A 21,444-nucleotide genomic window follows, 5' to 3' on the forward strand; every position below is an offset into this window, starting at 1 on the left:
TCCAGAAAACGGGAACCAATCCCATACAAATTCGGCACGCTACTCGCGCACCATATCTCGCGGAGTCGCGAGATAAACGGGCACGAGCAACGCGAAGTGCCGTACCGTCCTCTTATGAAAATTCTGACTCGCGGCGGTTGCTCGAACGGAGCGCCTTCGGCGCGAAGTGAGTTCTGCCGCGGGTATTGAAAAGCGATTTTTGGTGACTTTTTGGCGCAAGCAAAAAGTTACTCCGCCGCCGGGCGGAACTCCCGGCCTCCGTAAACAAAGACCCAGCAGTCCCCAGCCAAGCAAAAGAAAGCCGTTTTCCGAACTCGCTTTTAGAGCCCAAAAAGGGAGATTCAGTCACTCTGCCCGGATGTTCTGATCCTTGATGATCTTCCCCATCGTCGCCGTATCCGCCTTGATCCGATTGGCCAGCCCCTCAGGCGAAGACCCCACCGCCTGCCATCCTTGCTGGAACATCTTGCTGCGCACTTCGGGCGAGCGCGCAATCTCGATCAGCGCATCCGACAGGCGAGCGCGCAGGTTCGCAGGCATGCTTGCAGGCGCGGCGAATGCGTTCCACATTTCCAGATTCAGATTCGGCACACCGGCCTCTGCCAGGCTGGGTACGTCGGGTGCCAAGGTGCTTCGGCCACCGGCAGTCACGCCAATGAGGCGCAGCTTGCCGGCTTTTTCCTGAGCGAGCGCGAGTGCTGGTGGCAGCAGGGCCATCTGCAGTTGGCCGCCCAACATGGCTTGCGCCACTTGTGGGTAGCCGGGGTAGGGCACATGCACGGGGGCGATGCCGGTGCGGGCCTTCATCAGCTCGGTGCCGATGTGGCCGACCGTGCCGACGCCCGGTGTGCCGTAGCTCCACTTGTCGCCAGCCTTCGTGGCGGAGGCGAGAAACGCGCGGGCGTCCGTGCCGTCCGGTGCGTCGGGCAGATGCACGGGGGCGGTCAGCACCAGAGGCGAAACGCCGACCAGCGTGAGCGGTGCCAGATCCTTCTGCGGGTTGTACGGAACGCGCTTGTTGATCAGTTTGGCGATGGTGAGGTTGCCGTTGATGAACAGGCCAATGGTGTGATCGTCCCTGGATTTGGCGATGTAGTCGGCCGCGATGTTGCCGCCCGCGCCCACCTTGTTTTCGACGATGACCGGCTGGCCGAGCATCTTGGACAGCGGCTCGGCGAAAGTGCGCGCGGTCAGGTCGGGCGACGAGCCACCGGGGAAGCCGACGACGATGCGCAGCGGCTTGTTGGGCCAACCGGGCGTGGTGGCAGCAGCGCTTGTGTCGGCGGCGGTTGCGGTCGTCGAGAAGGCGATGAGCCCGGACGTGGCGGCCAGCGCCAGAGTCAGAACGCTGCGGCGGCGGGCAGTTGAAATGCGGGAGAGCGACATGAAGATCTGTTCTTTCATCTGCACAAAAACAAAAGCGCGCAGGGTTGAATCTGCGCGCTCTGGATTATCGCCCCTTGCCTGCAAGGGCGTAGGGTATCGAAAAAGACCGGCTTCAAGCGTACTCGGCCAGAGCCTTCTTCATCTTCTTCATGGCGGCTACTTCGATCTGGCGAATGCGCTCGGCGCTTACGCCATATACAGCGGCCAGCTCGTGCAGCGTCATGCCGCCCGATCCATCGTCGTTCACCTTCAGCCAGCGCTCTTCCACGATGCGGCGACTGCGTTCGTCGAGGCTTTCCAGAGCGGTCGCAATGCCATCGCTGGCAAGGCGGTCGCGCTGGTGGTTCTCGATCATGGCCGTGGGCTCATGGTTCGCATCCGACAGGTAGGCGATCGGGCCAAAAGCCTGTTCGCCATCGTCGCTGGGAGACGGATCCAGCAGCACGTCGCCGCCCGACAGACGCGTTTCCATCTCGATGACTTCTTCGCGCTTGACATTCAGCTGTTCGGCCACCATATCGATTTCATGGTCGGACAACGTGTCACGCACGACAGCAGCATCGTCCATGGCCGAGTCGGCCTTGAAACCTTGCTTCATCGAGCGCAGATTGAAGAACAGCTTGCGCTGGGCCTTGGTGGTCGCCACCTTGACCATGCGCCAGTTCTTCAAGATGTATTCGTGGATTTCGGCCTTGATCCAGTGCATGGCGTAGGACACCAGACGCACACCCTGATCGGGGTCGAAACGCTTGACGGCCTTCATCAGGCCGACATTGCCTTCCTGGATCAGGTCGCCATGCGGCAGCCCGTACCCGAGGTATTGGCGCGAGATGGACACCACCAGACGCAGGTGCGAGAGCACCAGACGACCAGCCGAGTCCACATCGTTTTCATTCTGAAGACGCCGGGCAAAAGTCTGTTCTTCCTCAGCGGTGAGCAGAGGCAGACGGTTGACGGCGGAAATATAGGCATCCAGATTTCCCAGCGGCGGAACCAGCGCCCAAGGGTTGGCAGGCGCCAGAGACGTCGAGGAGGATGCGGTTTGCAGGTTCATCAGAGACATCCTTTCATCTTCAATTCGGTTCATATTAGCACTCTGTTGGAGAGAGTGCTAAGCGATAAGTTCCGCACTTTTTTACTTGGGTATATGCGAATTTCTGATGGGGCTCGGAAAAGCGTGCCCGAACCGCATTTCCCCAATGAAACAGCATTGAACTACTGCTGGAAAACCCTTGCTATAGGCGGTTTTCGACTGTCGTTGTGCGCAATGCTTGTTGACATTGAACAGCGTATCGACCGCGAAAAGTCCGTGCCTTGGAGGGTCTATTGAACCCGCTTCCGCGTTGTCAAAATTGATAGCGGAGGCGAGTGATTGAGATGAATCAAGAATGCGGGGAATCCGGTGCCCGCCTTCACAGGTAGGCAGGCGGGCAGCCGGATGGGCATGGCCGCAGCTGTCAGGCGGCCATGTCAGCAACAGGCAGCTCACTCCCCAAACGTCGACACCGCCTTCTTCGCCCCCACGTCCACCTTCAACTGAAAGATGTCGGGGCGTGAGTAGTGGCCCGAGGCGTCGAAGTCGAACTTGCCGCGCGGGACCATGATGGGGTCGATGTCGGCGTAGAGAATGGTTTCGGCCTCGTAGTTGGGGCCGGTCATGATGGCGCCGGTCGGGTCGATGATGGCGCTGCCGCCGCGCAGCAGCACGGTTTGCGGGTCGTCGCCGAGGCTGCATTCGAAGTCTTTGGGGTAGGCCTCGCGGCGCAGGAACTGGCAGGCGGTGAGCACGAAGCAGCGGCCTTCGAGCGCGATGTGGCGCATGGTGGGCAGCCAGGTGTCGCGGTCGTCGGCCGTGGGTGCGCAGTAGATGCTCACGCCCTGGCTGTACATGTGCATGCGCAGCATGGGCATGTAGTTTTCCCAGCAGATCACGGCGCCGATGCGGCCGTAGGGCGTGTCCACGGCCTGCATGGTCGAACCATCGCCGAAGCCCCAGATCAGGCGCTCGCCTGCAGTCGGCATCAGCTTGCGGTGCTTGCCGACGAGGCCGTTCTTGCCGCTGAAATACAGGGCCGTGCAATACAGCGTGCCGCCGTCGCGCTCGATGCAGCCGATCACCACGACCACGCCGGTTTCGTGCACGGCCTCGTTGAGGATTTCGATCTCTTCACCGTTCAGGTCGATGGCCTGCTGGTAGTAGGTGGCGTAGGCATCGCGCGCCGTGGGTTTGCGCAGACCGATGGGGCTGCCGAAGCTGTTGCCCTTGGGGTAGCCACCCAAAAATGCCTCGGGGAACACCAGCACTTTCGCGCCGTTGCTTGCGGCTTCGCGGATCAGCGATGCTGCTTTGAGCGCGCATTCGATGCTGTCGGTGGGGATGGAAGAGGCCTGGATCACTGCGGCCTTGAAGGGCTTGGTCGCTGTCGTCATGTCTTGTCGTCTCCTGCGGTCATTGGAATTTGAGTGTCTGTCGCGCACTCTTTTATACGCGAGTTGCCTGACGGCGGGCCTTATCCGGCACGCGCTGGCGGTGAATTGCGATCGGGATTCCGCAGCGTGGCGACGAGGGACAATGCGCTCTTGAATTCAGCCAAGGACGAGAAGGAAAAGCGATGCGCGAACTCGACACCCACATGCCGCCCGTGAGCGTGCTGACCACGACCGTCGGCAAGGAAGAAGATGCGCGCCGCTTGGCGAGCGAAGCGGTGAGCCACCGGCTCGCGGCCTGCGTGCAGGTGGAGCCGATCACGTCGCACTACGTGTGGCAAGGCACACAGTGCGAGGACGCGGAATGGCGGCTGGTGTTCAAGACCTTGCCGACCGGCATGTTCGCGTTGCTGCGCTGGCTGCGCGGCACGCATCCCTACGACCTGCCGCAGATTCTGGTGCGCGAGGAGCAGGCCTCGCGGGAATATGCGGCGTGGGTCGAGGACCGTTTGAAGGTCTGAAAAGTCAGTCTGTGATCAGGCCGCCTTGCCCGGTTTCTTGCTGACGATTTCTGGCAGCGAGGTGGCGCTCGAATTCACGTTCACGCTGCGGCTGATGCGCACGTAAGGGCCGTTGAAGCGGCACACCACCTTGTCGCGGAAGGCCGATTCGACGAAGGTCCAGGTCATCTCGAACGTGCGTGCGTCGGTCCATTCACCGGTCGCCACCACGCGCATGTTGTCGGGCTGGTATTCGTGGTGCAGCTTGTTGCCGGTGATGGTGGTCGAGCCTTCCACGGCCTTGCCGATGCCGCATTGCACGACATGCGTGCCGCGGTCGTCTTCCATCGTGAAGCGGCATTGGCCTTCGCTGAAATCGAACTTCACCGCGCTGATCTTTTCTGCGTTGTCGGCAAACTCGTATTTGCGGCCCGAGATGGTTTCGGCCAGCGGCGAATGCGTGGCGCGCGGTGCGGGCAGCAACTGCAGTTGCTTGAGGCGCGACGGCAGCTTGCTGTTCGCAGTGGACTTGCCTGCGGTCTCGAACGCCTTGGGGAAATGCTTGTAGACCGCCTTGGACAGAAAGCCCGCGCCCGAAGGGTTCGCGCAGTTCATGGCAATCACCGCATTGTGTTCGGGGAACACCATCGAGTACTGACCGAAGAGGCCATCGGCCAGATACACGCCGTTCGGGCCGAGCCACCATTGGTAGCCATATTGGCCGGGCGTGTGCGGCTGCTGCACGGCTTTCACCCACTCGGCGGGCAGCAGTTGCTTGCCGTTCCACTGGCCGTTCTGCGCATGCAGAATGCCGAGCTTGAGCGCATCGACGGTCTTCCACGACAGGCCGTTCGCGCCGGGTGAAATGCCTTCCGGGCCCACATCCCACTCGTAGCCGGAAATGCCCAGCGGCTCGAAGAAGCGTGTCTTCAGATAGTCCGCCGTGGACTGGCCCGTGGTCTTGGTGACGATGGCCGACAGCATGTAGGTGGCGGCGCTGGTGTAGACGAACTTGGTGCCGGGCTCGAACTTCACCGGGATCTTGAAAAACTCCGCAATCCAGCTTGTCTTGATGGGACGCCACACCGAGCCCGAGGTCATCTTCTCGTGGCCGGTGCGCATGGTCAGCAGATCGCGCACGGTCATCGCGGCGAGATGCGTGCTCACGTCGGCGGGCAGGTGTTCGGGGAAGAACGAGACCACCTTGTCATCGAGTTTGAAGCGGCCTTCGGCAATCGCCATGCCGACGGCGCTGGCGGTGACGCTCTTGGTGAGCGAGTGCGTCATGTGGATGCGCTCGGGGCCGTAGGGCTGCCACCAGCCCTCGGCCACCACATGGCCGCTGCGCCACAGCATGAAGCCGTGCATCTCGTAGGCGTTGCGCTCGACCTCGTCGAGAAAATCCATGATGGCTGCGGACGAAACGCCTTGCGCCTCGGGCGTGCTGCGCAGCAGGCCATCCTTGGGAACCACGAGCGGTGACGCGGCGCTGCGTGCGAACGCCCCACCGACCGACATGGCCGCCGCGCCGCCCAGCGACAGGCGCAACAGGCCGCGTCGCGATAGCTCGAATGATGAGGTGGAGGAAGTGGGTGAAGTGAGAATGGAGGACGAAGTTGTCTGCATGAGGTCTCCTGACACGTTGTTGTGATTGACTGGCTGACGCGCAGATTCTGGTGAGCGAATCTGTCAATCTGCTGTCATTCCTCGGTCAGGATTCCTTGCTGCGGAAAGCCTCAAAAGTATCGGCGGTAGCCCTGCTTGCGTCGGTTGAAGAACCACCACAGCACCAGCGCAACGACCAGTGCGAGCACGCCGAGCGACGGTGCGATGTAGGGCTGCAACTGGGCCAGCGGCGGCTGCGGTCCGCCATTGCGCGCAAGCTGCACATCGGCCGCAGAGATCTTGCCTGCGGTGGCCGGGCCGTAGTGCTGCAGCACGTGGTTGGCGATGGCAGCGATCTGCTCGTTGGTGAGCGGATCGACATAGGATTTTTCATCGAAGCGCGGCATCAGCACTTCCTTGCCGGCGGCGTTGCGCTGCACGCCGTAGAGGATGGCGGCGATCAGGTTGTCGGGCCTGCCCAGTCCCGTGGCGGTGTTGCGATACAGCGATGGATAGGCCTGATCCGGCGTGCCCGAACCCGATGCCTGATGACAGCTTGCGCAGTAGGCGCTGAACAGCGATGCGCCCGAGGTCACTGCTTCCACACTGTTCTGAGGGCGGCTGCCGCGCTGCATGGGCTCTTCGCTGTGGGCCGTGCCTTGCGCATGTGCGCCCTCGGTGCGGTTGGCGTCGGCCGCATCGCGAAGGGGGGGCAGGGCCTTGAGGTACACAGCCATCGCGCGCAGATCGGATTCGGGCAGAAACTGCAGGCTGTTTTCCACCGCTTCGGCCATACCGCCCGCCGCCTGGCCCTTGCCTTCGGCGCGGCCGGTGCGCAGGTATTGCACGAGCTCTTCCACGCTCCACGCGCCGATGCCGCTGACCGGATCGGAGGTGATGTTGGGCGCAAACCAGGGGCCGAGCTGCGCGCCCGCAAACGCGCGTGACTTGTCGGCGGCCATCAGCGCATTGCGCGGTGTGTGGCATGCCGCGCAGTGCTCCAGCGCTTCCACCAGATAGGCGCCGCGATTCCATTCGGGGCTTTTCGACGCATCGGGTGCGAAGCGCTTCTTGTCGAGAAACAGCGTGTTCCAGCCCAGCATGCTCATGCGGATGTTGAACGGAAACGGCAGCTTCGTTGCCTGCACGGCCTGATCGACGGCGGGCACGCCTTGCATCAGATAGACGTAGAGCGCATGCAGGTCTTCGTCTGTCATCTGCGTGTACGAGTCGTATGGCATCGCAGGGTAGAGATGCGCGCCGTCCTTGCGCTTGCCTTCGCGCACGGCGCGCGACAAGTCTTCTTCCGAATAGTGACCGATGCCATGCGTTTTCGATGGCGTGATGTTGGTCGAGACGATGGCTCCGAGCGGCGTCTGCATCACGTAGTTGCCTGCCAATGGCTTGCCGCCGCCGGGCGCGGTGTGGCAGCCCGCGCAGTCGCTGGCCAGCGCCACCATGCGGCCTTTTTCGATGAACTGCGCGGTTTCCTTGGGCAGAGCGGAGAGCTGTTCGGCGCTGGGTTTGGGGGTCGTGGGGGTGGTGGGCTGTTCTGTCTGCGCGAAGCTCGCGTGGGGCAACAGCAAGCCGCCGAGTGCGAGTGCGCCGAAAAATGATGACCGAAGTGTCGAGCGGAGTATTGAGCGAAGGGATGATGATGTGCCGCGCATGTTCATCACCCCTTGCCCAAGGCTTTCTGGATGGAGTCGGCCGACTTGATGCCGAGCGCCGCCATGGTGAGAGTGGAATTCACCACGCTGGCCGACGCCATCGGGCCGCCGCCGGGCAGCCACAGGTTGTCGTGGTCCCACGCGCGGCAGTCGCCGTTGACGACCGAGTCTTTGGCGCTCGTGCCCATGATGGTGCCGCCCATGATGTGGTTGTTGGCGTTCAGCGATGTGGTGATGTTGAATTCCGTCGCACCGAACAGCGTGCCGATGTGGGTGAGCTGCTTTTTCGAAGCCTCGTAGCCCTTGCGCACATAGTCGCCCACGTCGTAGTACACGTCGGGGCAGGGCAGGCCGTGCGGGTCTTTGCGGGTGGTGCTCAGCGTCACGCGGTTGTTGGGATCGGGCAGCGGTTCAAGGCTGATCGACAGGTCCACACCATGCGACGAGCGGCGGCGGATTTCCGCGTCGAGCGCCTTGCCCGCGAGGCCCATCTGCAGCGCCTGTTGCGTGGCAGCCGTCACGCGCGAGATGTTGTTGATGATGATCTTGGTGGCCGAGTATTCATGGCGGAAAGCACCGTCGCGCGGCCCCACCATGCAACTGCTTTGCGCGGGACCGCGGCCAATCCACATGGGCTCGTTGGCCAGAAAATTGCAGTGAAAACCGGAGTGGTCCATCATGTTGCGACCCACTTGATCCGAGCTGTTGGCGATGCCCTTGGGGTTCTTGTCGTTGGCCGCGATCAGCAGCAGGCGCGGCGTTTCGAGCGCATTGCATGCCAGCACGAAATGCTTGCCTTCGGCCTTGTGCGAGACATGGTCCTTGTCGTACCAGTGCACGGCGGTCACTCGGTTGTTGGCGTCGGTGTCGATGCGGTAGACCACGGCTTCGGCGATCACCTTGGCACCTTTGGCTTCGGCGGATTGCACGTGGTGGATGCCGTTGTACATCGCGCCGATCGGGCAGATCGGCTGGCAGTTGTTGTTGCCGCAGCAGGTGGGGCGGCTGCGCCAGGGGCGCGTGCTGCGGCCCTGCGGAATCGGCACGCTGCGGTAGCCGTGCGGGTTCACCACATCGGCGATGCGTTGGTCCGCATGGCCCCAGGGCACCATGTCCATGGGGTAGGGCTTGCTGCGCTCGCTGGGTGACTGCTGCGCCGCGTCGTTGGGGCCCGCCACGCCCATCTCTTCTTCGGCGCGGCAGTAGTAGGGCTCGATCTCTTCGTAGCCGATCGGCCAGTCGCGGCCCACGCCGTAGGTGGTTTGCATCTTGAAGTCCACCGGCAGATGCCGCCAGCAGGATGCGGCCCAGTGCCAAGTCGTGCCGCCCACCACTTTCAGATAGCCTTGCTGAAAGCCCTTGCCGTCGGGGCCGGTCAGACCGACATAGTTGTTGGGCGGCCAGTACAGCGGCGCGGGCGCCATGGGCGATTGTGGATATAGGCCCTGGTAGTCCGCCCCCGCGCGGTTGGCGAACGGCATGTTGCGCCAGTTCTCCACCGCCTGTGCGCGCTGGATGCGCGGGCCGGCATCGAGCATCAACACTGCATGGCCCGCGCCCGCGAGTTGATCGGCCATGAGCGCGCCCACGACGCCGGTGCCGACGATGACGACATCGGCCTGCGCATCGCCATTGTTGTGAATGACTGGAGCTTTCATATCGGATCGTGGTGGTTTGTGGGTGCGTGTGTTTTTCTTGTGAGCGCGGATCGGTCTGCGAGCGTGGGGCTAGACCGCAGGCGGCTTCTGCGTCCACCACAACGGGCCGTTGAGGCAATACGTGGGCACGGGCAGAGCGTCCTGCACGGCGCTGTACATGAGCGCTTCGCGGTACGCGACGACCTGCGACGCCTTTGGCCCGACGACCGTGCCCGTGTACCAGACGGTGTTGATCGCGAGCGCGTGGTCCTTGAGTCCGGCCAGCTCGGCGGCGGCCATCAGCGCGGGTGAATCCGCTGCATCGTTGGTGAGCTTGACGAGTTCTGCCACTTGCGGCGCGAACGGGGCCGAAAGACGGTTTCCGGCCTCCAGAATGCGCCGCGCGGTGACGGGCGAAAGCTCGTTGTGCGCGGTGAGCTTGCGCGAGAAATTGAGGAAGGCCATCACCTCGGCCGAGGGTGCTGCGGCGACTTCCTGGCTGCCAGGTGTCTGCGCGATGGCTGCTGGCAACCATTGCCGCGCGGCCAGCAGCGCCGCCATGCCGGAGACACTGAGCAGCACTTGTCTGCGCTGCAATGAATGACCGAGATGGCCGAGCGTCGCTGCGCTGCTTGTGCTCGGCTCTGGGTGGGAACTGGATGGCATGACCGCTCCGTGTCAGTGTTGGCTCACTGCGGTTCAGTCTGCCATGAAGCAGGGCGGGCGCGGGCGCTGCTCCTGTAAGCCGGGAGGCAGTGCTGGCGTCAGCCCATGCTCATGGTTTGCAGGGTTGCAAGCGCCCCAAAGGAAAAAGCCCTGCGGGTCAGTGCAGGGCTTTCATTCGGTGCGAGGGGTGTCTCGATCAGGCCAGCAGCGCCTGCGCAAACTCGCGTGCGTTGAAGGTTTCGAGGTCTTCGACCTTTTCGCCCACGCCGATGAAGTACACCGGAATCGGCTTTTCCTGCGCGATGGCGGCCAGCACGCCGCCCTTGGCCGTGCCGTCGAGCTTGGTGACGATCAGGCCGGTGAGCTGCAGGGCATCGTCGAACGCCCGGACCTGGTTGAGCGCGTTCTGGCCGGTGTTGCCGTCGATGACCAGCAGCACCTCGTGCGGCGCGCTCGCGTCGGCCTTGGTGACCACGCGCTTGATCTTCTTGAGCTCTTCCATCAGATGCAGCTGCGTGGGCAGGCGACCGGCGGTGTCGACGAGCACTACATCCTTGCCGCGCGCGCGGCCTGCGCTCACCGCGTCAAAGCTCACGGCAGCGGGATCGCCGCCGTCCTGGCTGATGATCTCGACTGTGTTGCGTGTGGCCCAGACGCCCAACTGCTCGCGCGCGGCGGCGCGGAAGGTGTCGGCTGCGGCCAGCAGCACGCTTTGGCCGTGGTCGGCCAGATGCTTGGTGAGCTTGCCGATCGACGTGGTCTTGCCCGCGCCATTGACGCCCGCCACCATGATGACGGTGGGCGTGTGCTCGCCCACGACCAGCGGCTTTTCGAGCGGCTTGAGCAGCTCGGTCAGTGCGTCGGCCAGCAGCGATTTGACGGCTGCGGGGTCGGTGGTCTTGGTGTCCTTCACGCGCTGCTTGAGGTCGGCCAGCAGATGCTGCGTGGCCTTCACGCCGGTGTCGGCCATGAGCAGGGCGTCTTCGAGCTCTTCGTAGAGCGCGTCGTCGATCTTCGTTCCGGTGAAAATCGTGGAAATGCTGTTGCCGGTCTTGCGCAGACCGGCCTTGAGGCGGTCCATCCAGCCTTTGCGGTCACCGGCTGCGGTGGGCGCTTCGGGCTTGGCCTGGGGTTCCTGGACGGTGGGCAGCAGGTCCGAATTGCCCGATGATGGTGTCAGGTTATCCGCAGGCTGGGACGTATCCTTGCTGGCAAACGGATTGCGCAACCAGCTCTTGGTGCCCGAAGTGGCCGCCGGTTTTTCGGTGGTTTCGGGCGCAGGAGCGGGTGCTGAAGCGCTCGGGGCGGGCGTTTCGGGCGTGTCGGAAGATTTTTTCTTGAAGAAACTGAACATTGTCGGGTACTTAGAATCCTATCCATTCTATGAAACAAGCCATTTCCATTCTTGGCCTGCTGGCCTGTGCGCATGTCGCGGCGTTTGCCGATACGTCCGCCAACCCCATTTCGACTCCGGGTGCCAACGCGTCCGCGGCGGTGAAACCCGAAGCCACCACGGCCGATGGGGCGCAACTGTTCACGCTGAAAAATGGCATGCAGCTCATCGTCAAACCCGACAAGCGTGCGCCCACGGCGGTGCACATGGTCTGGGTGCGGGTGGGCTCCGTGGATGAGGTCGATGGCACGACAGGTGTGGCCCACGCATTGGAACACATGATGTTCAAGGGCACGGCCAAGATTGCGCCGGGCCAGTTCTCCAAACAGGTGGCGGCGCTGGGCGGGCAGGAAAACGCCTTCACCACGCGCGACTACACCGGCTACTACCAGCAGATTCCGTCGAATCGGCTCAAGGACGTGATGGAGCTCGAAGCCGACCGCTTCGCCAACAACCAGTGGCCGGACGAAGAGTTCAAGAAGGAAATCGAGGTCATCAAGGAAGAGCGCCGCATGCGCACCGAAGACCAGCCGCGCTCCGCGCTGTTCGAGCAGTTGAATGCGGCCACCTTCACCTCGTCGCCCAATCGCCGTCCGGTGGTGGGCTGGATGAGCGATCTCGATTCGATGACGCCCAAGGATGTGCGCGACTTCCACAAGGCCTGGTACGTGCCGCAGAACGCCGCCGTGGTGATCGCGGGCGATGTGGATGTGGCCAAGGTCTACGATCTGGCGCAGCAGATCTACGGCGTGATTCCGCAGGGCGCGGTGCCCGAGCGCAAGCCGCGCACCGAACCCGCGCAGAAGGGCATTCGCCGCATCGATTTCAAGGCACCGGCCGATCAGGCATTTGTCGCCATGTCGTTTCGCGCGCCTAGTCTGCGCAACCTGGACAAGCTGACCGACGAGGACCGCGATGCGCTCTCGTTGCTGATGCTCTCGGCCGTGCTCAGCGGATATGACGGCGCGCGTCTGGATCGCGCATTGACGCAAGGCGCGGACCGCGTGGCCGACAGCGCGAGCAGCTCGGCGTCGATCATCGGTCGCGGCCCTGGCACCTTTCTGTTGATGGGCGTGCCCGCCAAGGGCAAGACCACCAAGCAGGTCGAAGAAGCCCTGCGCGCGCAGATCGCGCGTGTGGCCAAGGAGGGCGTGAGCGAATCGGAACTGGCGCGCGTGAAGGCGCAGTGGAACGCATCGACCGTGTACGAGCGCGATTCGCTGTTCGGCCAGGCCAACGACCTGGGCGGCAACTGGGCCGGGGGCTTCCCGCCCGATGCCGATGACCAGATTCTCAAACTGCTGCGCACTGTCACGCCGGAACACGTGAAGTCGGTGGCGCAGCGCTACTTTGGCGATGACCAGCTCAACGTCGGCACCTTGGTGCCGCAGCCGGTGGCCCCCGGTGCCAAGCGCCCCGCAGCCCAGCAGGGCGCGGGCGGCGAGCGCATGCATTGAACGCCAACGGCACAGAAACGGATTGAAGATATGTTGTTGAAAAAACTCAAGAAGACGAGCGTTCGCGTGGGTCTGCTGGGCGCGGGCATGGCCTTGTTCGCGCATTCTGCGTGGGCGCTGCTGCCCATCCAGCACTGGACCGAGGCGAGCGGCGCCCGCGTGTGGCTGGTCGAAAGCCCGGCGATTCCGATGGTGGATGTGCAGATCGATTTCGACGCCGGTGCGCGTCGCGATCCGGCGCAGCAGATCGGGCTGGCCAGCGCTGTGGCGGGCATGAGCTCCAAGGGCGTGCGAGCCGGATCTGGTGCTGGGGGCAAGGAAGCGGCACTCGATGAAAACGCGCTGGGCGAGGCCTGGGCTGATCTCGGTGCCAGCTTTGATGCCAGCGCCGAGCGAGACGGTTTTGTGTACTCGATGCGTTCGTTGACCGACCCCGAACTGCTCGCCAAGGCAACGAGTCTTGCAGCGCGCCAGATCGGCGAGCCGAGCTTTCCGCAGAACGTGTGGCAGCGCGAGCGTTCGCGTTGGGAAGCGGGCCTGAAGGAAGCCAACACCAAGCCCGGCACCGTGGCGAGCAAAGCCTTCGCGGCCGATGTGTACGGCAAGCATCCTTATGGTTATCAGACCACGCCCGAGTCGCTGCAACGCATCAACGCGAGCGATCTGCAGGCCTTTCACAAGCGCTATGTGCAAAGCTGCGGCGCGCGCGTGAGCATCGTTGGCGCGCTCAACAAGGAGCAGGCCCAGCAACTGGTGAGCAAGCTGCTCGCGCGCCTGCCCGCCAAGGCTGCGGGCGACTGCGCCAAGCTGCCGGACATCACGCCCGTGCAGCCGCTCACACAGGCCAAGCAAGAGACCATTCCATTCCAGTCCGCGCAGGCGCACGTGATCATCGGCCAGCCCGGCATCAAGCGCGACAACCCGGACTTTCTCGCCATCCTCGTGGGCAACCACATTCTGGGCGGCGGTGGCTTCACCTCGCGCCTGACGCAGGAGGTGCGCGAAAAGCGCGGCCTGAGCTACAGCGTGGGCAGCGGCTTCTCGCCGGGACTGGATGCGGGTGCGTTCGTGGTCGGTCTGCAGACGCGTCCCGATCAGGCTGCCGAAGCCGTGAAGGTCTCGCAGGACGTGGTGAAGAAATTCGTCGAAGAAGGCCCGACCGAGGAAGAACTGCGTGCCGCCAAGGACAACCTGATCGGCGGCTTTGCGCTGCGCATCGACAGCAACCGCAAACTGCTGGGCAACGTGGTGAACATCGCCTGGAACAACCTGCCGCTTGATTATCTGGAGCACTGGACGGACCGCGTCGAAGCGCTTTCTGTCAAGGACATTCGCGATGCGTTCCAACGCATGGTGCAACCCGATCGCATGGTCACCGTCGTCGTGGGAGGCAAGCAATGAGACCCCGTTCTACCATGTTGAGTGAAGCCGCCAAGAAGAAGGCAGCCGCCGCAAGCAAGCCCGCAGCACCGGCACGTGGCGCGGGCGAAGTGCGCATCGTGGGCGGCCAGTGGAAGCGCACGCGCTTGCCCGTGGCCGATCGTCCGGGCCTGCGCCCCACGCCCGACCGCGTGCGCGAGACGCTGTTCAACTGGCTGGGGCAGGACCTCACGGGCTGGCAATGTCTGGACGTGTTTGCGGGCACGGGCGCACTCGGTTTCGAGGCCGCGTCGCGCGGTGCCACACAGGTGTTGATGAACGAGGCCGACATGGGCCTGGTCACGCAGCTCAAGTCGATTGCCGCCAAGCTCAAGGCGGAGAACGTGCGTGTGCTGCGTGGGGATGGCGTCGCGGCGATCAAGCAATGCGCTGCGGGCAGCATGCATTTGCTGTTGCTGGATCCGCCGTTTGACAGTGCGTTGTTCAAGCCTGCTTTGGAAGCCGCCGCCAAGGCCGTGGCGGCTGACGGCTACATCTATCTGGAAGCACCACGCGAGTGGAGTGAGGAGGAGCTTGCCTTGCTGGGGTTGGGGCGGTATCGACACTTGAAGGCGGGGGCTGTGCATGCGCATCTTTTGCGCAGGGCGGGGTGATTTTTTCTTTGTCTTTGTTTGGGTGATGCTGGGTGGTTGCTTATGGAAGCCGGGTCTCGCCCCGGCGGGCGAGTAACTTTTTGCTTGCGCCAAAAAGTCACCAAAAATCGCTTTCAATACCTCCGGCGGAACTCGCGGCGTTCCTTCGTCACTCTGCTCGGGCAACCGCCGGAAATCAGTTTGGAAGAGGTGTGATTCGGCACTTTGCTTCGCTCGTGCTGTTTTCATCTCGCGACTTCGCGAGATGTGGCGCGGGGGTTGTGTGCGGTGTTTGGGTGGGGGCTTCTTGCTCCCTCTCCCGCTTGCGGGAGAGGGTTGGGGTGAGGGCTCTGCGCTCTCTGCTCTCCGCTTTTTTGCTGGCTATGCGGTCTGGTACATCGTCACCACGCAGGCGCCGCCCAATCCCAGGTTGTGTTGAAGTGCGATGCGTGCGCCGTCTACCTGTTTGTCGCCCGCGCTGCCGCGCAGTTGGTGGGTGAGTTCGTAGCATTGCGCAAGGCCCGTTGCGCCGAGCGGGTGACCTTTTGACAGCAGGCCGCCGGATGGGTTGGTCACGACGCGGCCGCCGAAGGTGTTGTCGCCTGCGTTGACGAAGGCTTCTGCGCCGCCTTCCGGGCACAGGCCCAGTGCTTCGTAGGTGATGACTTCGTTCTGTGCAAAGCAGTCGTGCAGTTCGACCACGTTCACGTCCGAGGGATCGACGCCGGTCTGTTCGTAGACTTGCTTTGCGGAGGCCTGCGACAGGCCGTAGCCGACCACTTTCATCATGTCGTTGCCTTGCAGGCTGTCGGGCGTGTCGGTGGTCATGGCCTGGGCGGTGATGCGCACGTCGGTGCGCAGGCCGTGTTTGCGCGCAAACGATTCGGACACGAGCACGGCCGCCGCTGCGCCGCAGGTGGGTGGGCAGGCCATGAGCCGTGTGAGCACGCCGGGCCAGAGCATGGGGGCGTTCATCACGTCTTCCGTGCTGAGTTCCTTGCGCAGCAGGGCGAGCGGGTTGCGGGCGGCGTGGCGGCTGGCTTTGGCGCGTACTTTGGCGAAGGTTTCGAGCGGCGTGCCGTAGCGGTCCATGTGGGCCTTGCCTGCGCCGCCAAAGTAGCGCAGCGCAAGCGGCAGTTCGGGCATGCCGACCAGTTCTTCGGCTTTGCGGTCGAAGGCGTCGAACGGGCTCGGGCGGTCATTGAACATCGTGCCGAGTGCGCCGGGTTTCATCTGCTCGAAGCCGAGCGCGAGCACGCAGTCCGCCGCGCCCGAGGCAATCGCCTGACGTGCAAGAAACAGCGCCGTCGATCCGGTCGAGCAGTTGTTGTTGACGTTGAAGACGGGAATACCCGTCATGCCCACGTCGTAGAGCGCGCGCTGGCCAGCGGTGGAGTCGCCGTAGACATAGCCGACATAGGCTTGCTGCAGTCCGGTGTAGGCGATGCCCGCATCGGCCAGCGCAAGCCGCGTGGCCTCGGCCGCCATGGCCGGGTAGGGCTCGTTCGAGCCGGGTTTGGTGAAGGCGATCATGCCCACACCGGCCACGCAAACTGCTGTGCTCATGGTTTGGTCTCCGTTGCATCGGCAAGGCGTTGCAGCAGCGCGCTGCGGATGTCGCGCTTGAGCACCTTGCCCACTTTCGAGCGCGGTAAATCTTGCCAGATTTCCACTTGCTTGGGTGCCTTCACGCTGCCGATCAGCGACTTCACGAAGGCCTGTACCTGCGCCGCATCCGGCGACTTGCCCGCGTGCGGCTGGATCACCGCGACCACGCGCTCGCCCCATTTGTCGTCGGGCAGGCCGATCACGGCGCATTCATGCACTTCTGGGTGCTGCAGCAGCGCTTGCTCGACCTCGACGGAGTAGACGTTGAAGCCGCCGGTGATGATCATGTCCTTGGCGCGATCGACGATGTAGAGATAGCCGTCGGACTCGACGCGTCCGATGTCGCCCGTGTGATGCCAGCCGTGCGCGCCCGCTTCAGCCGTGGCCGCGGCGTTCTGGTAGTAGCCCATCATCACGAGCGAGCTGCGCACCACGATCTCGCCGGTCTCGCCCACGGGCAGCAGCGTGCCGTCCGTGCTCATCGTGGCCACCTGCACCAGCGGGCCGGGTTTGCCTGCAGACGAAAGCCGCTCGCGCGCGATGCTGCCGTCGGCGTGGAAATGGTCCTTGGGCGCCATCATCGAGATCATCATTGGCGCTTCGGTCTGTCCGAAAAGCTGTGCCATGACGGGGCCGATTTTGGTGAGCGCTTCTTCGAGCCGGGCCGCAGAAATCGGCGCTGCGCCATACCAGAAGCATTGCAGCGACGACAGGTCGGCGCTCGCCAGTTGCTCATGTGCGAGCAGCATGTAGATCAGCGTGGGCGGCAAAAAAGTGTGCGTGACGCGGTGCCGTTCCACCAGCGCGAGGAAGTCGCTCATATCAGGCTTTTGCATGACGATGATGCGACCACCCAGCGTCATGATGGGAAAGCACAGCACGCCAGCCGCATGCGTAAGCGGCGCGAGCGCGAGATAGACCGGACGGCCCTCGAACGGGTAGCCCATGAGCGTGAGTGCGGTCATGGTTTCGAGATTGGTGCCCGACAGCATCACGCCCTTGGGCAGGCCGGTGGTGCCGCCCGTTCCGGCGATCATGGCGAGATCGTCGATGGGCTGCACCTCCAGCGGCGCGTCGCTCACGCCGTCCAGCCACTCGTCGAGCGAACGCGCATAGGGCAGGGCCTGGTCGATGCAGATCCACAGCCGGATCTTGGGCAGTTGCTCGCGCATCTGCTCGACCATGGGTGCGTAGTTGCTGTGAAAGATCAGGCACTCGCAGTCGAACGCGTCGAGCACGTGGCGGTTCTCCGACGCCTCGTTGCGCGGGTTGATCGGGCACCACACCGCCGCTGCGCGCGAGATGCCGAACACGCACGCAAACGCGGTGGAGTGATTGCTGGAGAGCACCGCCACCTTGCTGCCCGGCGCAATGCCCGCTGCCTGCAGGCCGCGTCCCACGCGGTAGCTGATGCGCTGCACGTCGTCGTAGCTCAGATTGGCGTCGCCCATGGTCAGGCACGGCTGTGCCGGACCGAGCTGCGCGCCCTTGTCGAGATAGTCAATCAGCCGCATGGCAGAAGGCTCCTTGTAGTGGGGTCAACGCGTTCGTCGCGGATCAGTTGTGCACGGTCAGGATGGGCGGCTGCACGAGGCCGAAGGCGCGCAACGCACCCAGCAGCTCATGGTGACCGAAGGCTTGGCAACCGGATGCGAAACCCACGCGCTTGGGTGGTTGTTGCAGCAGCCACGATGCGGCGAAGGCGTTGAGCAGACCGGTCTGCTTGTAGTTGCAGTTGCCGTAGATGACGCAGTGCGCGCGACCGAGCGGGCCGGAGGCATGCACCGAATCGACCGACTTGTTGATGCGCGGATTCTCGCGCGGCGGCATCACGTTCATCACGCCGGCGGCGGTCTGCGCGAGCGCCTTGTAGCGGTCTTCGGTGTTCATGTCCTTGGTCGCTTCGAGTGCGGCCTCGACGATCTTGGGAACGCCCAGCATCAGAGGCTTGTTGAACACGCCGCCCAGCACCTTCACATTCGCCACGCGCGGATCGCGCTTGAACCAGACCGGGTGCGATGTGCCGCCCCATGGCAGCGCGAGAGCGACCTCGTGCTGGCCGGGAATCGAGAGCTGGTACAGGCCCGCGTCGGGTTGCCATTCCTTGTACTGGTTCTGCTCCAGATAGAACGCTTTGGACGTGGCCGCGTTCACGAGGATGGTCTGCGTGGAGGCAATCGTCGGGCTGCCGCCCCAGAACACGGCGATGTCCAGCGTGTCGAGGCCCGGCGTTTCAAGGCACAACTGGGCGGCGATTTCGCCGTTGGTGTACATCTGCGCGATGCCTGGTGAGAGCAGCAGACCCTTGGCCGCGAACTTCTCTCCCCATTGCTCGTCGAGTGTGATCAGCCAGTCCTGCTCGCCGGTCGTGTCGGTGTAGTGGCAACCGGTGGCAAGGCAGGCCTCGACCACTTCAGGGCCAAACTTGGCGAACGGGCCGACGGTGTTGATCACCACCTTGGCACCACGGAACAGCTCGATCAGCGCGGCCACGCTGTGTTCGACGGCGACCACGTCGAAGACGGCTGTCTCGACACCCGGCACATTGGCTTGCATGGCCGCATCCAGCTTTTCCTTGCTGCGGCCTGCGGCGATGAAGGGAATGCCGTATTCACGCAGATATTCGCAAACGAGGCGGCCCGTGTAGCCGCTGGCACCGTAGACGATGACGGGTTTTTTGTTGTTGGCGTTGTTGGTCATGATGTGAATGTCTCCTTGGATGATCGAAAGAAATCAGAAGCGGTAGCCCACGGTGAACGAGAGCACGTCGGGATCGGCGCGCACCTTGATCCGGCGTTCGATGTCGCCGACGCCGGGGGTGTTGGTGGTGATCTTGGCGGTGGTCTTGATCCAGTAGCGGCTGTAGGAAAGGTCGAGGAACCAGTTCTGGTCCATGTTCCATGTCGCGCCCACCTTCACGATGGGGCCCAGGTTGGGCGAGAACTTGGCGCGGCTGCTGGTGCCGCCAAAGCCTGCGTTATAGGTGGCGTTGGGCGAGCCATCGGTGAAGAAGGTGTAGTGCAGACCGGCACCCGCATGCAGTGCGAAGCTGGGCGTGGCATCCCAGGTGTAGGTGCCCATCACCGCCGGAAACCACGCGCGCACGGTGCCGATCTGGCCCATGGGCTGCGCGACGCCTGCGCCGTAGAGCTTGAGGATGGGCGGCAGCCCGCCTTGCAGCGTGACGGACCAGGGGCCGGAGATGCGGCGATCCAAAACCATCGCGGCCACGGTCTTGTTGCCGACATCCGTCTTGATGCCGTCCGGCGTGGTGCCCGCAGGGCCCCACATGTTGCCGGAGTCGACATTGAACATGGCACGGGCTGCGCCGAGCTGGATCGAGTTCTGCGGCGTTTCGGCATGCGCGCTCATCTGCGTGGCTGCCATCAACGCGGCCACAGCGAGTGGCGCGAACGAACGAGTGACGGTGAATCGTGGGGTGATCATGTGCATCTCCTTGGCTTACATGCCCATGCCGCCGTCCACCGACAGACCTGCGCCGGTGATGAAGCGGGAAGCGTCGCTGGACAGAAACACCACGGCGTCGGCCATGTCGCCCACTTCGCCCAACCGGCCCAGCGGTGTCTGTTCGATCACTGCGCCGATGGCGGCTTCGACGGACGGGAAGAGCCCTGCGGCCACCACGTCGGTCGCGAGTTTCTGGCCCATGATGGTGGGCACCAGACCAGGGTAGATGCAGTTCACGCGCACGCCGTAGCCGAGCTTGCCGGACTCCATCGCGCCCACGCGTGTCAGACGATCGACAGCCGACTTGGTGGCCGAGTAACCCGCAATGCCGGGGAAGGCGATGGTGGCCGCGACCGAGGCAATGTTGACCACCGCGCCGCCTTTCCCAGCAGCGCCTTCTGGGCGCATGGCGCGGAACGCGTGCTTCATGCCGAGCGCGGTGCCGACGACGTTCACATCGAGCATGCGGCGCAGATCGGCGGGGTCGATCTCGGCGACCAGCGAGGTGATCTCGATGCCCGCGTTGTTGATCAGCAGGTCGAAGCCGCCGAGTGAACGAATCGTGGCGTCCACCGCCGTGGCCCAGTTGGCGTCGTCGGTCACATCGAGTCGCACGAAGTCCGCCTTGGTGCCATTGGACGCCAGCGCACTGGCGGTTTCGCGCCCGGTGTCTTCCATCACGTCACCGATCATCACGGATGCACCGGCCGCAGCGAGGGCTTGGGCAATGGCTGCGCCGATTCCACGCGCGCCACCGGTAACCAGGGCCTTGCGGCCTTGCAGATCATGAGCATTCACGTTTGTCTCCTTTTGAGGAATTTTGGACACTTGTCAAGAAGTGCGAGGTAACTGTAATTTGAGTTTTGGACAGTCGTCAAGAAAAATTTGGACATTTGTCAAAATGCGCTGGACGATTGTCTAAATCTTTCGTTAGACCCTACAATCCACCTCATGTCAGCCCTTCCACGTACCCGCGACGACAAGTTCAACGAGCGCCGAGCCGAACTCGGTCAGGCGACGCTTGAAACCTTGGCAACGCTTGGCTATGCGCGCACCAGCCTGCGCGAGATCGCCCAGAACTCGCCGTATTCACACGGCGTGCTGCACTACTATTTCTCCGACAAGGTGGATCTGATCCTGTGCAGCGTGCGCCAGTACAAGTCGGTGTGCGTCACGCGCTATGACACGGTCTCGGCGGATGCGCACAGCTATGCGGAACTGCTGGAACGCTTTTGCGACAAGATGGCCGAGACGCTGCGTGACGAGACGTCGATGCATCGCCTGTGGTATGACCTGCGCTCGCAGGCGATGTTCGAAGAGGCGCTGCGCGACGATGTGCTGGCCATCGACAAGAGCCTCGAACACATGATCTGGCGCGTGCTCACGCGGTTTTCCGAATTGGCCGATGCGCCCGTTCGTGCATCGAGCGAGGTGGCCTACGCGATGTTCGATGGCGTGTTCCAGCACGCGCTGCAGAAGTATCTGCAAGGCGATCAAAGCGCGCTGGTGGATCTGCAGGCAAGCACCAGCCTGCTCGTCAAGCAGCTGATTCAGGAGCCCGAGGCCAAGCCCGTCGCCAAGAAGACGAGCAAGAAAAAGGCCTGAAGATTGCCTT

18 protein-coding genes are annotated in these 21,444 nt (G+C 63.4%); 5 read left to right on the forward strand and 13 right to left on the reverse strand.

Annotated elements, in window-relative coordinates:
* Positions 1–345: 345 nt before the first annotated feature.
* The 3 genes from G7048_RS15990 to G7048_RS16000 all read right to left on the reverse strand — a co-directional run bounded on the left by G7048_RS15990 (position 346) and on the right by G7048_RS16000 (position 3,816).
* A complete protein-coding gene (locus tag G7048_RS15990; RefSeq protein ID WP_166069091.1) occupies positions 346–1,386 on the reverse strand; it encodes a tripartite tricarboxylate transporter substrate binding protein in 1,041 nt (346 codons plus the stop codon).
* A 112-nt stretch (positions 1,387–1,498) separates the two neighbouring features.
* A complete protein-coding gene (rpoH, locus tag G7048_RS15995; protein ID WP_166069092.1) occupies positions 1,499–2,440 on the reverse strand; it encodes an RNA polymerase sigma factor RpoH in 942 nt (313 codons plus the stop codon).
* Between the two features lie 431 nt (positions 2,441–2,871).
* Positions 2,872–3,816, reverse strand: a complete 945-nt coding sequence (locus tag G7048_RS16000) for a carbon-nitrogen hydrolase family protein (protein ID WP_166069093.1) — start codon at positions 3,814–3,816, stop codon at positions 2,872–2,874.
* A gap of 182 nt (positions 3,817–3,998) precedes the next feature.
* Between G7048_RS16000 and cutA the strand changes: the two genes are divergently transcribed.
* Positions 3,999–4,334, forward strand: a complete 336-nt coding sequence (gene cutA, locus G7048_RS16005; RefSeq protein ID WP_166069094.1) for a divalent-cation tolerance protein CutA — start codon at positions 3,999–4,001, stop codon at positions 4,332–4,334.
* 15 nt (positions 4,335–4,349) lie between these two features.
* Here the strand turns inward: cutA and G7048_RS16010 are convergent, their stop codons facing one another.
* The 5 genes from G7048_RS16010 to ftsY all read right to left on the reverse strand — a co-directional run bounded on the left by G7048_RS16010 (position 4,350) and on the right by ftsY (position 11,245).
* On the reverse strand, positions 4,350–5,939 hold the full coding sequence (locus tag G7048_RS16010) for a serine hydrolase (protein WP_166069095.1): 1,590 nt from the start codon (positions 5,937–5,939) through the stop codon (positions 4,350–4,352).
* A gap of 110 nt (positions 5,940–6,049) precedes the next feature.
* Positions 6,050–7,504, reverse strand: a complete 1,455-nt coding sequence (locus tag G7048_RS16015) for a c-type cytochrome (protein WP_240933000.1) — start codon at positions 7,502–7,504, stop codon at positions 6,050–6,052.
* An 89-nt stretch (positions 7,505–7,593) separates the two neighbouring features.
* Positions 7,594–9,246, reverse strand: coding sequence for a GMC family oxidoreductase (locus G7048_RS16020; protein ID WP_166069097.1), 1,653 nt, complete (start codon positions 9,244–9,246; stop codon positions 7,594–7,596).
* Between the two features lie 69 nt (positions 9,247–9,315).
* On the reverse strand, positions 9,316–9,891 hold the full coding sequence (locus G7048_RS16025) for a sugar dehydrogenase complex small subunit (RefSeq protein ID WP_166069098.1): 576 nt from the start codon (positions 9,889–9,891) through the stop codon (positions 9,316–9,318).
* 196 nt (positions 9,892–10,087) lie between these two features.
* The gene (gene ftsY / locus G7048_RS16030) at positions 10,088–11,245 is read right to left on the reverse strand and encodes a signal recognition particle-docking protein FtsY (protein WP_166069099.1); all 1,158 of its coding nucleotides are present in this window, start codon (positions 11,243–11,245) and stop codon (positions 10,088–10,090) included.
* Between the two features lie 29 nt (positions 11,246–11,274).
* Here ftsY and G7048_RS16035 point away from each other — a divergent pair, with 29 nt between their 5' ends.
* From G7048_RS16035 to rsmD, 3 genes are read left to right on the forward strand one after another with little or no spacing between them, the layout of a single operon-like run.
* Positions 11,275–12,741, forward strand: coding sequence for a pitrilysin family protein (locus G7048_RS16035; RefSeq protein WP_166069100.1), 1,467 nt, complete (start codon positions 11,275–11,277; stop codon positions 12,739–12,741).
* A gap of 36 nt (positions 12,742–12,777) precedes the next feature.
* Positions 12,778–14,142, forward strand: a complete 1,365-nt coding sequence (locus G7048_RS16040) for a M16 family metallopeptidase (protein ID WP_371747704.1) — start codon at positions 12,778–12,780, stop codon at positions 14,140–14,142.
* A 14-nt stretch (positions 14,143–14,156) separates the two neighbouring features.
* Positions 14,157–14,774, forward strand: coding sequence for a 16S rRNA (guanine(966)-N(2))-methyltransferase RsmD (rsmD, locus tag G7048_RS16045; protein WP_166069102.1), 618 nt, complete (start codon positions 14,157–14,159; stop codon positions 14,772–14,774).
* 360 nt (positions 14,775–15,134) lie between these two features.
* Here rsmD and G7048_RS16050 read toward each other — a convergent pair whose 3' ends face one another.
* Genes G7048_RS16050 through G7048_RS16070 form a run of 5 tightly spaced genes read right to left on the reverse strand, consistent with a single transcriptional unit; the run spans position 15,135 to position 20,627 of the window.
* Entirely contained in the window at positions 15,135–16,319 is a 1,185-nt protein-coding gene (locus G7048_RS16050; protein ID WP_166069103.1) for a lipid-transfer protein, read from the reverse strand.
* On the reverse strand, positions 16,316–17,875 hold the full coding sequence (locus G7048_RS16055; RefSeq protein WP_166069105.1) for an AMP-binding protein: 1,560 nt from the start codon (positions 17,873–17,875) through the stop codon (positions 16,316–16,318). The genes G7048_RS16050 and G7048_RS16055 overlap by 4 nt, the downstream gene beginning before the upstream one ends.
* A gap of 43 nt (positions 17,876–17,918) precedes the next feature.
* Entirely contained in the window at positions 17,919–19,061 is a 1,143-nt protein-coding gene (locus G7048_RS16060; RefSeq protein ID WP_166069106.1) for a DUF5938 domain-containing protein, read from the reverse strand.
* A 33-nt stretch (positions 19,062–19,094) separates the two neighbouring features.
* Positions 19,095–19,808, reverse strand: coding sequence for an OmpW family protein (locus G7048_RS16065; RefSeq protein ID WP_166069107.1), 714 nt, complete (start codon positions 19,806–19,808; stop codon positions 19,095–19,097).
* A gap of 15 nt (positions 19,809–19,823) precedes the next feature.
* A complete protein-coding gene (locus G7048_RS16070; protein ID WP_166069108.1) occupies positions 19,824–20,627 on the reverse strand; it encodes an SDR family NAD(P)-dependent oxidoreductase in 804 nt (267 codons plus the stop codon).
* Positions 20,628–20,780: 153 nt separating this feature from the next.
* Here G7048_RS16070 and G7048_RS16075 point away from each other — a divergent pair, with 153 nt between their 5' ends.
* Positions 20,781–21,434, forward strand: a complete 654-nt coding sequence (locus tag G7048_RS16075) for a TetR/AcrR family transcriptional regulator (protein WP_166069109.1) — start codon at positions 20,781–20,783, stop codon at positions 21,432–21,434.
* Positions 21,435–21,444 lie beyond the last annotated feature (10 nt).

It is taken from the genome of Diaphorobacter sp. HDW4B, from assembly GCF_011305535.1.
Taxonomy (GTDB): domain Bacteria; phylum Pseudomonadota; class Gammaproteobacteria; order Burkholderiales; family Burkholderiaceae_C; genus Diaphorobacter_A.

Excerpts from the sequence above, each read along its gene's own strand:
- G7048_RS15990 (WP_166069091.1), bottom strand. The coding sequence starts at position 1,386 with ATGTCGCTCTCCCGCATTTCAACTGCCCGCCGCCGCAGCGTTCTGACT.
- rpoH (WP_166069092.1), bottom strand. The coding sequence starts at position 2,440 with ATGAACCTGCAAACCGCATCCTCCTCGACGTCTCTGGCGCCTGCCAAC.
- G7048_RS16000 (WP_166069093.1), bottom strand. The coding sequence starts at position 3,816 with ATGACGACAGCGACCAAGCCCTTCAAGGCCGCAGTGATCCAGGCCTCT.
- cutA (WP_166069094.1), top strand. The coding sequence starts at position 3,999 with ATGCGCGAACTCGACACCCACATGCCGCCCGTGAGCGTGCTGACCACG.
- G7048_RS16010 (WP_166069095.1), bottom strand. The coding sequence starts at position 5,939 with ATGCAGACAACTTCGTCCTCCATTCTCACTTCACCCACTTCCTCCACC.
- G7048_RS16020 (WP_166069097.1), bottom strand. The coding sequence starts at position 9,246 with ATGAAAGCTCCAGTCATTCACAACAATGGCGATGCGCAGGCCGATGTC.
- G7048_RS16025 (WP_166069098.1), bottom strand. The coding sequence starts at position 9,891 with ATGCCATCCAGTTCCCACCCAGAGCCGAGCACAAGCAGCGCAGCGACG.
- ftsY (WP_166069099.1), bottom strand. The coding sequence starts at position 11,245 with ATGTTCAGTTTCTTCAAGAAAAAATCTTCCGACACGCCCGAAACGCCC.
- G7048_RS16035 (WP_166069100.1), top strand. The coding sequence starts at position 11,275 with ATGAAACAAGCCATTTCCATTCTTGGCCTGCTGGCCTGTGCGCATGTC.
- rsmD (WP_166069102.1), top strand. The coding sequence starts at position 14,157 with ATGTTGAGTGAAGCCGCCAAGAAGAAGGCAGCCGCCGCAAGCAAGCCC.
- G7048_RS16050 (WP_166069103.1), bottom strand. The coding sequence starts at position 16,319 with ATGAGCACAGCAGTTTGCGTGGCCGGTGTGGGCATGATCGCCTTCACC.
- G7048_RS16055 (WP_166069105.1), bottom strand. The coding sequence starts at position 17,875 with ATGCGGCTGATTGACTATCTCGACAAGGGCGCGCAGCTCGGTCCGGCA.
- G7048_RS16060 (WP_166069106.1), bottom strand. The coding sequence starts at position 19,061 with ATGACCAACAACGCCAACAACAAAAAACCCGTCATCGTCTACGGTGCC.
- G7048_RS16065 (WP_166069107.1), bottom strand. The coding sequence starts at position 19,808 with ATGATCACCCCACGATTCACCGTCACTCGTTCGTTCGCGCCACTCGCT.
- G7048_RS16075 (WP_166069109.1), top strand. The coding sequence starts at position 20,781 with ATGTCAGCCCTTCCACGTACCCGCGACGACAAGTTCAACGAGCGCCGA.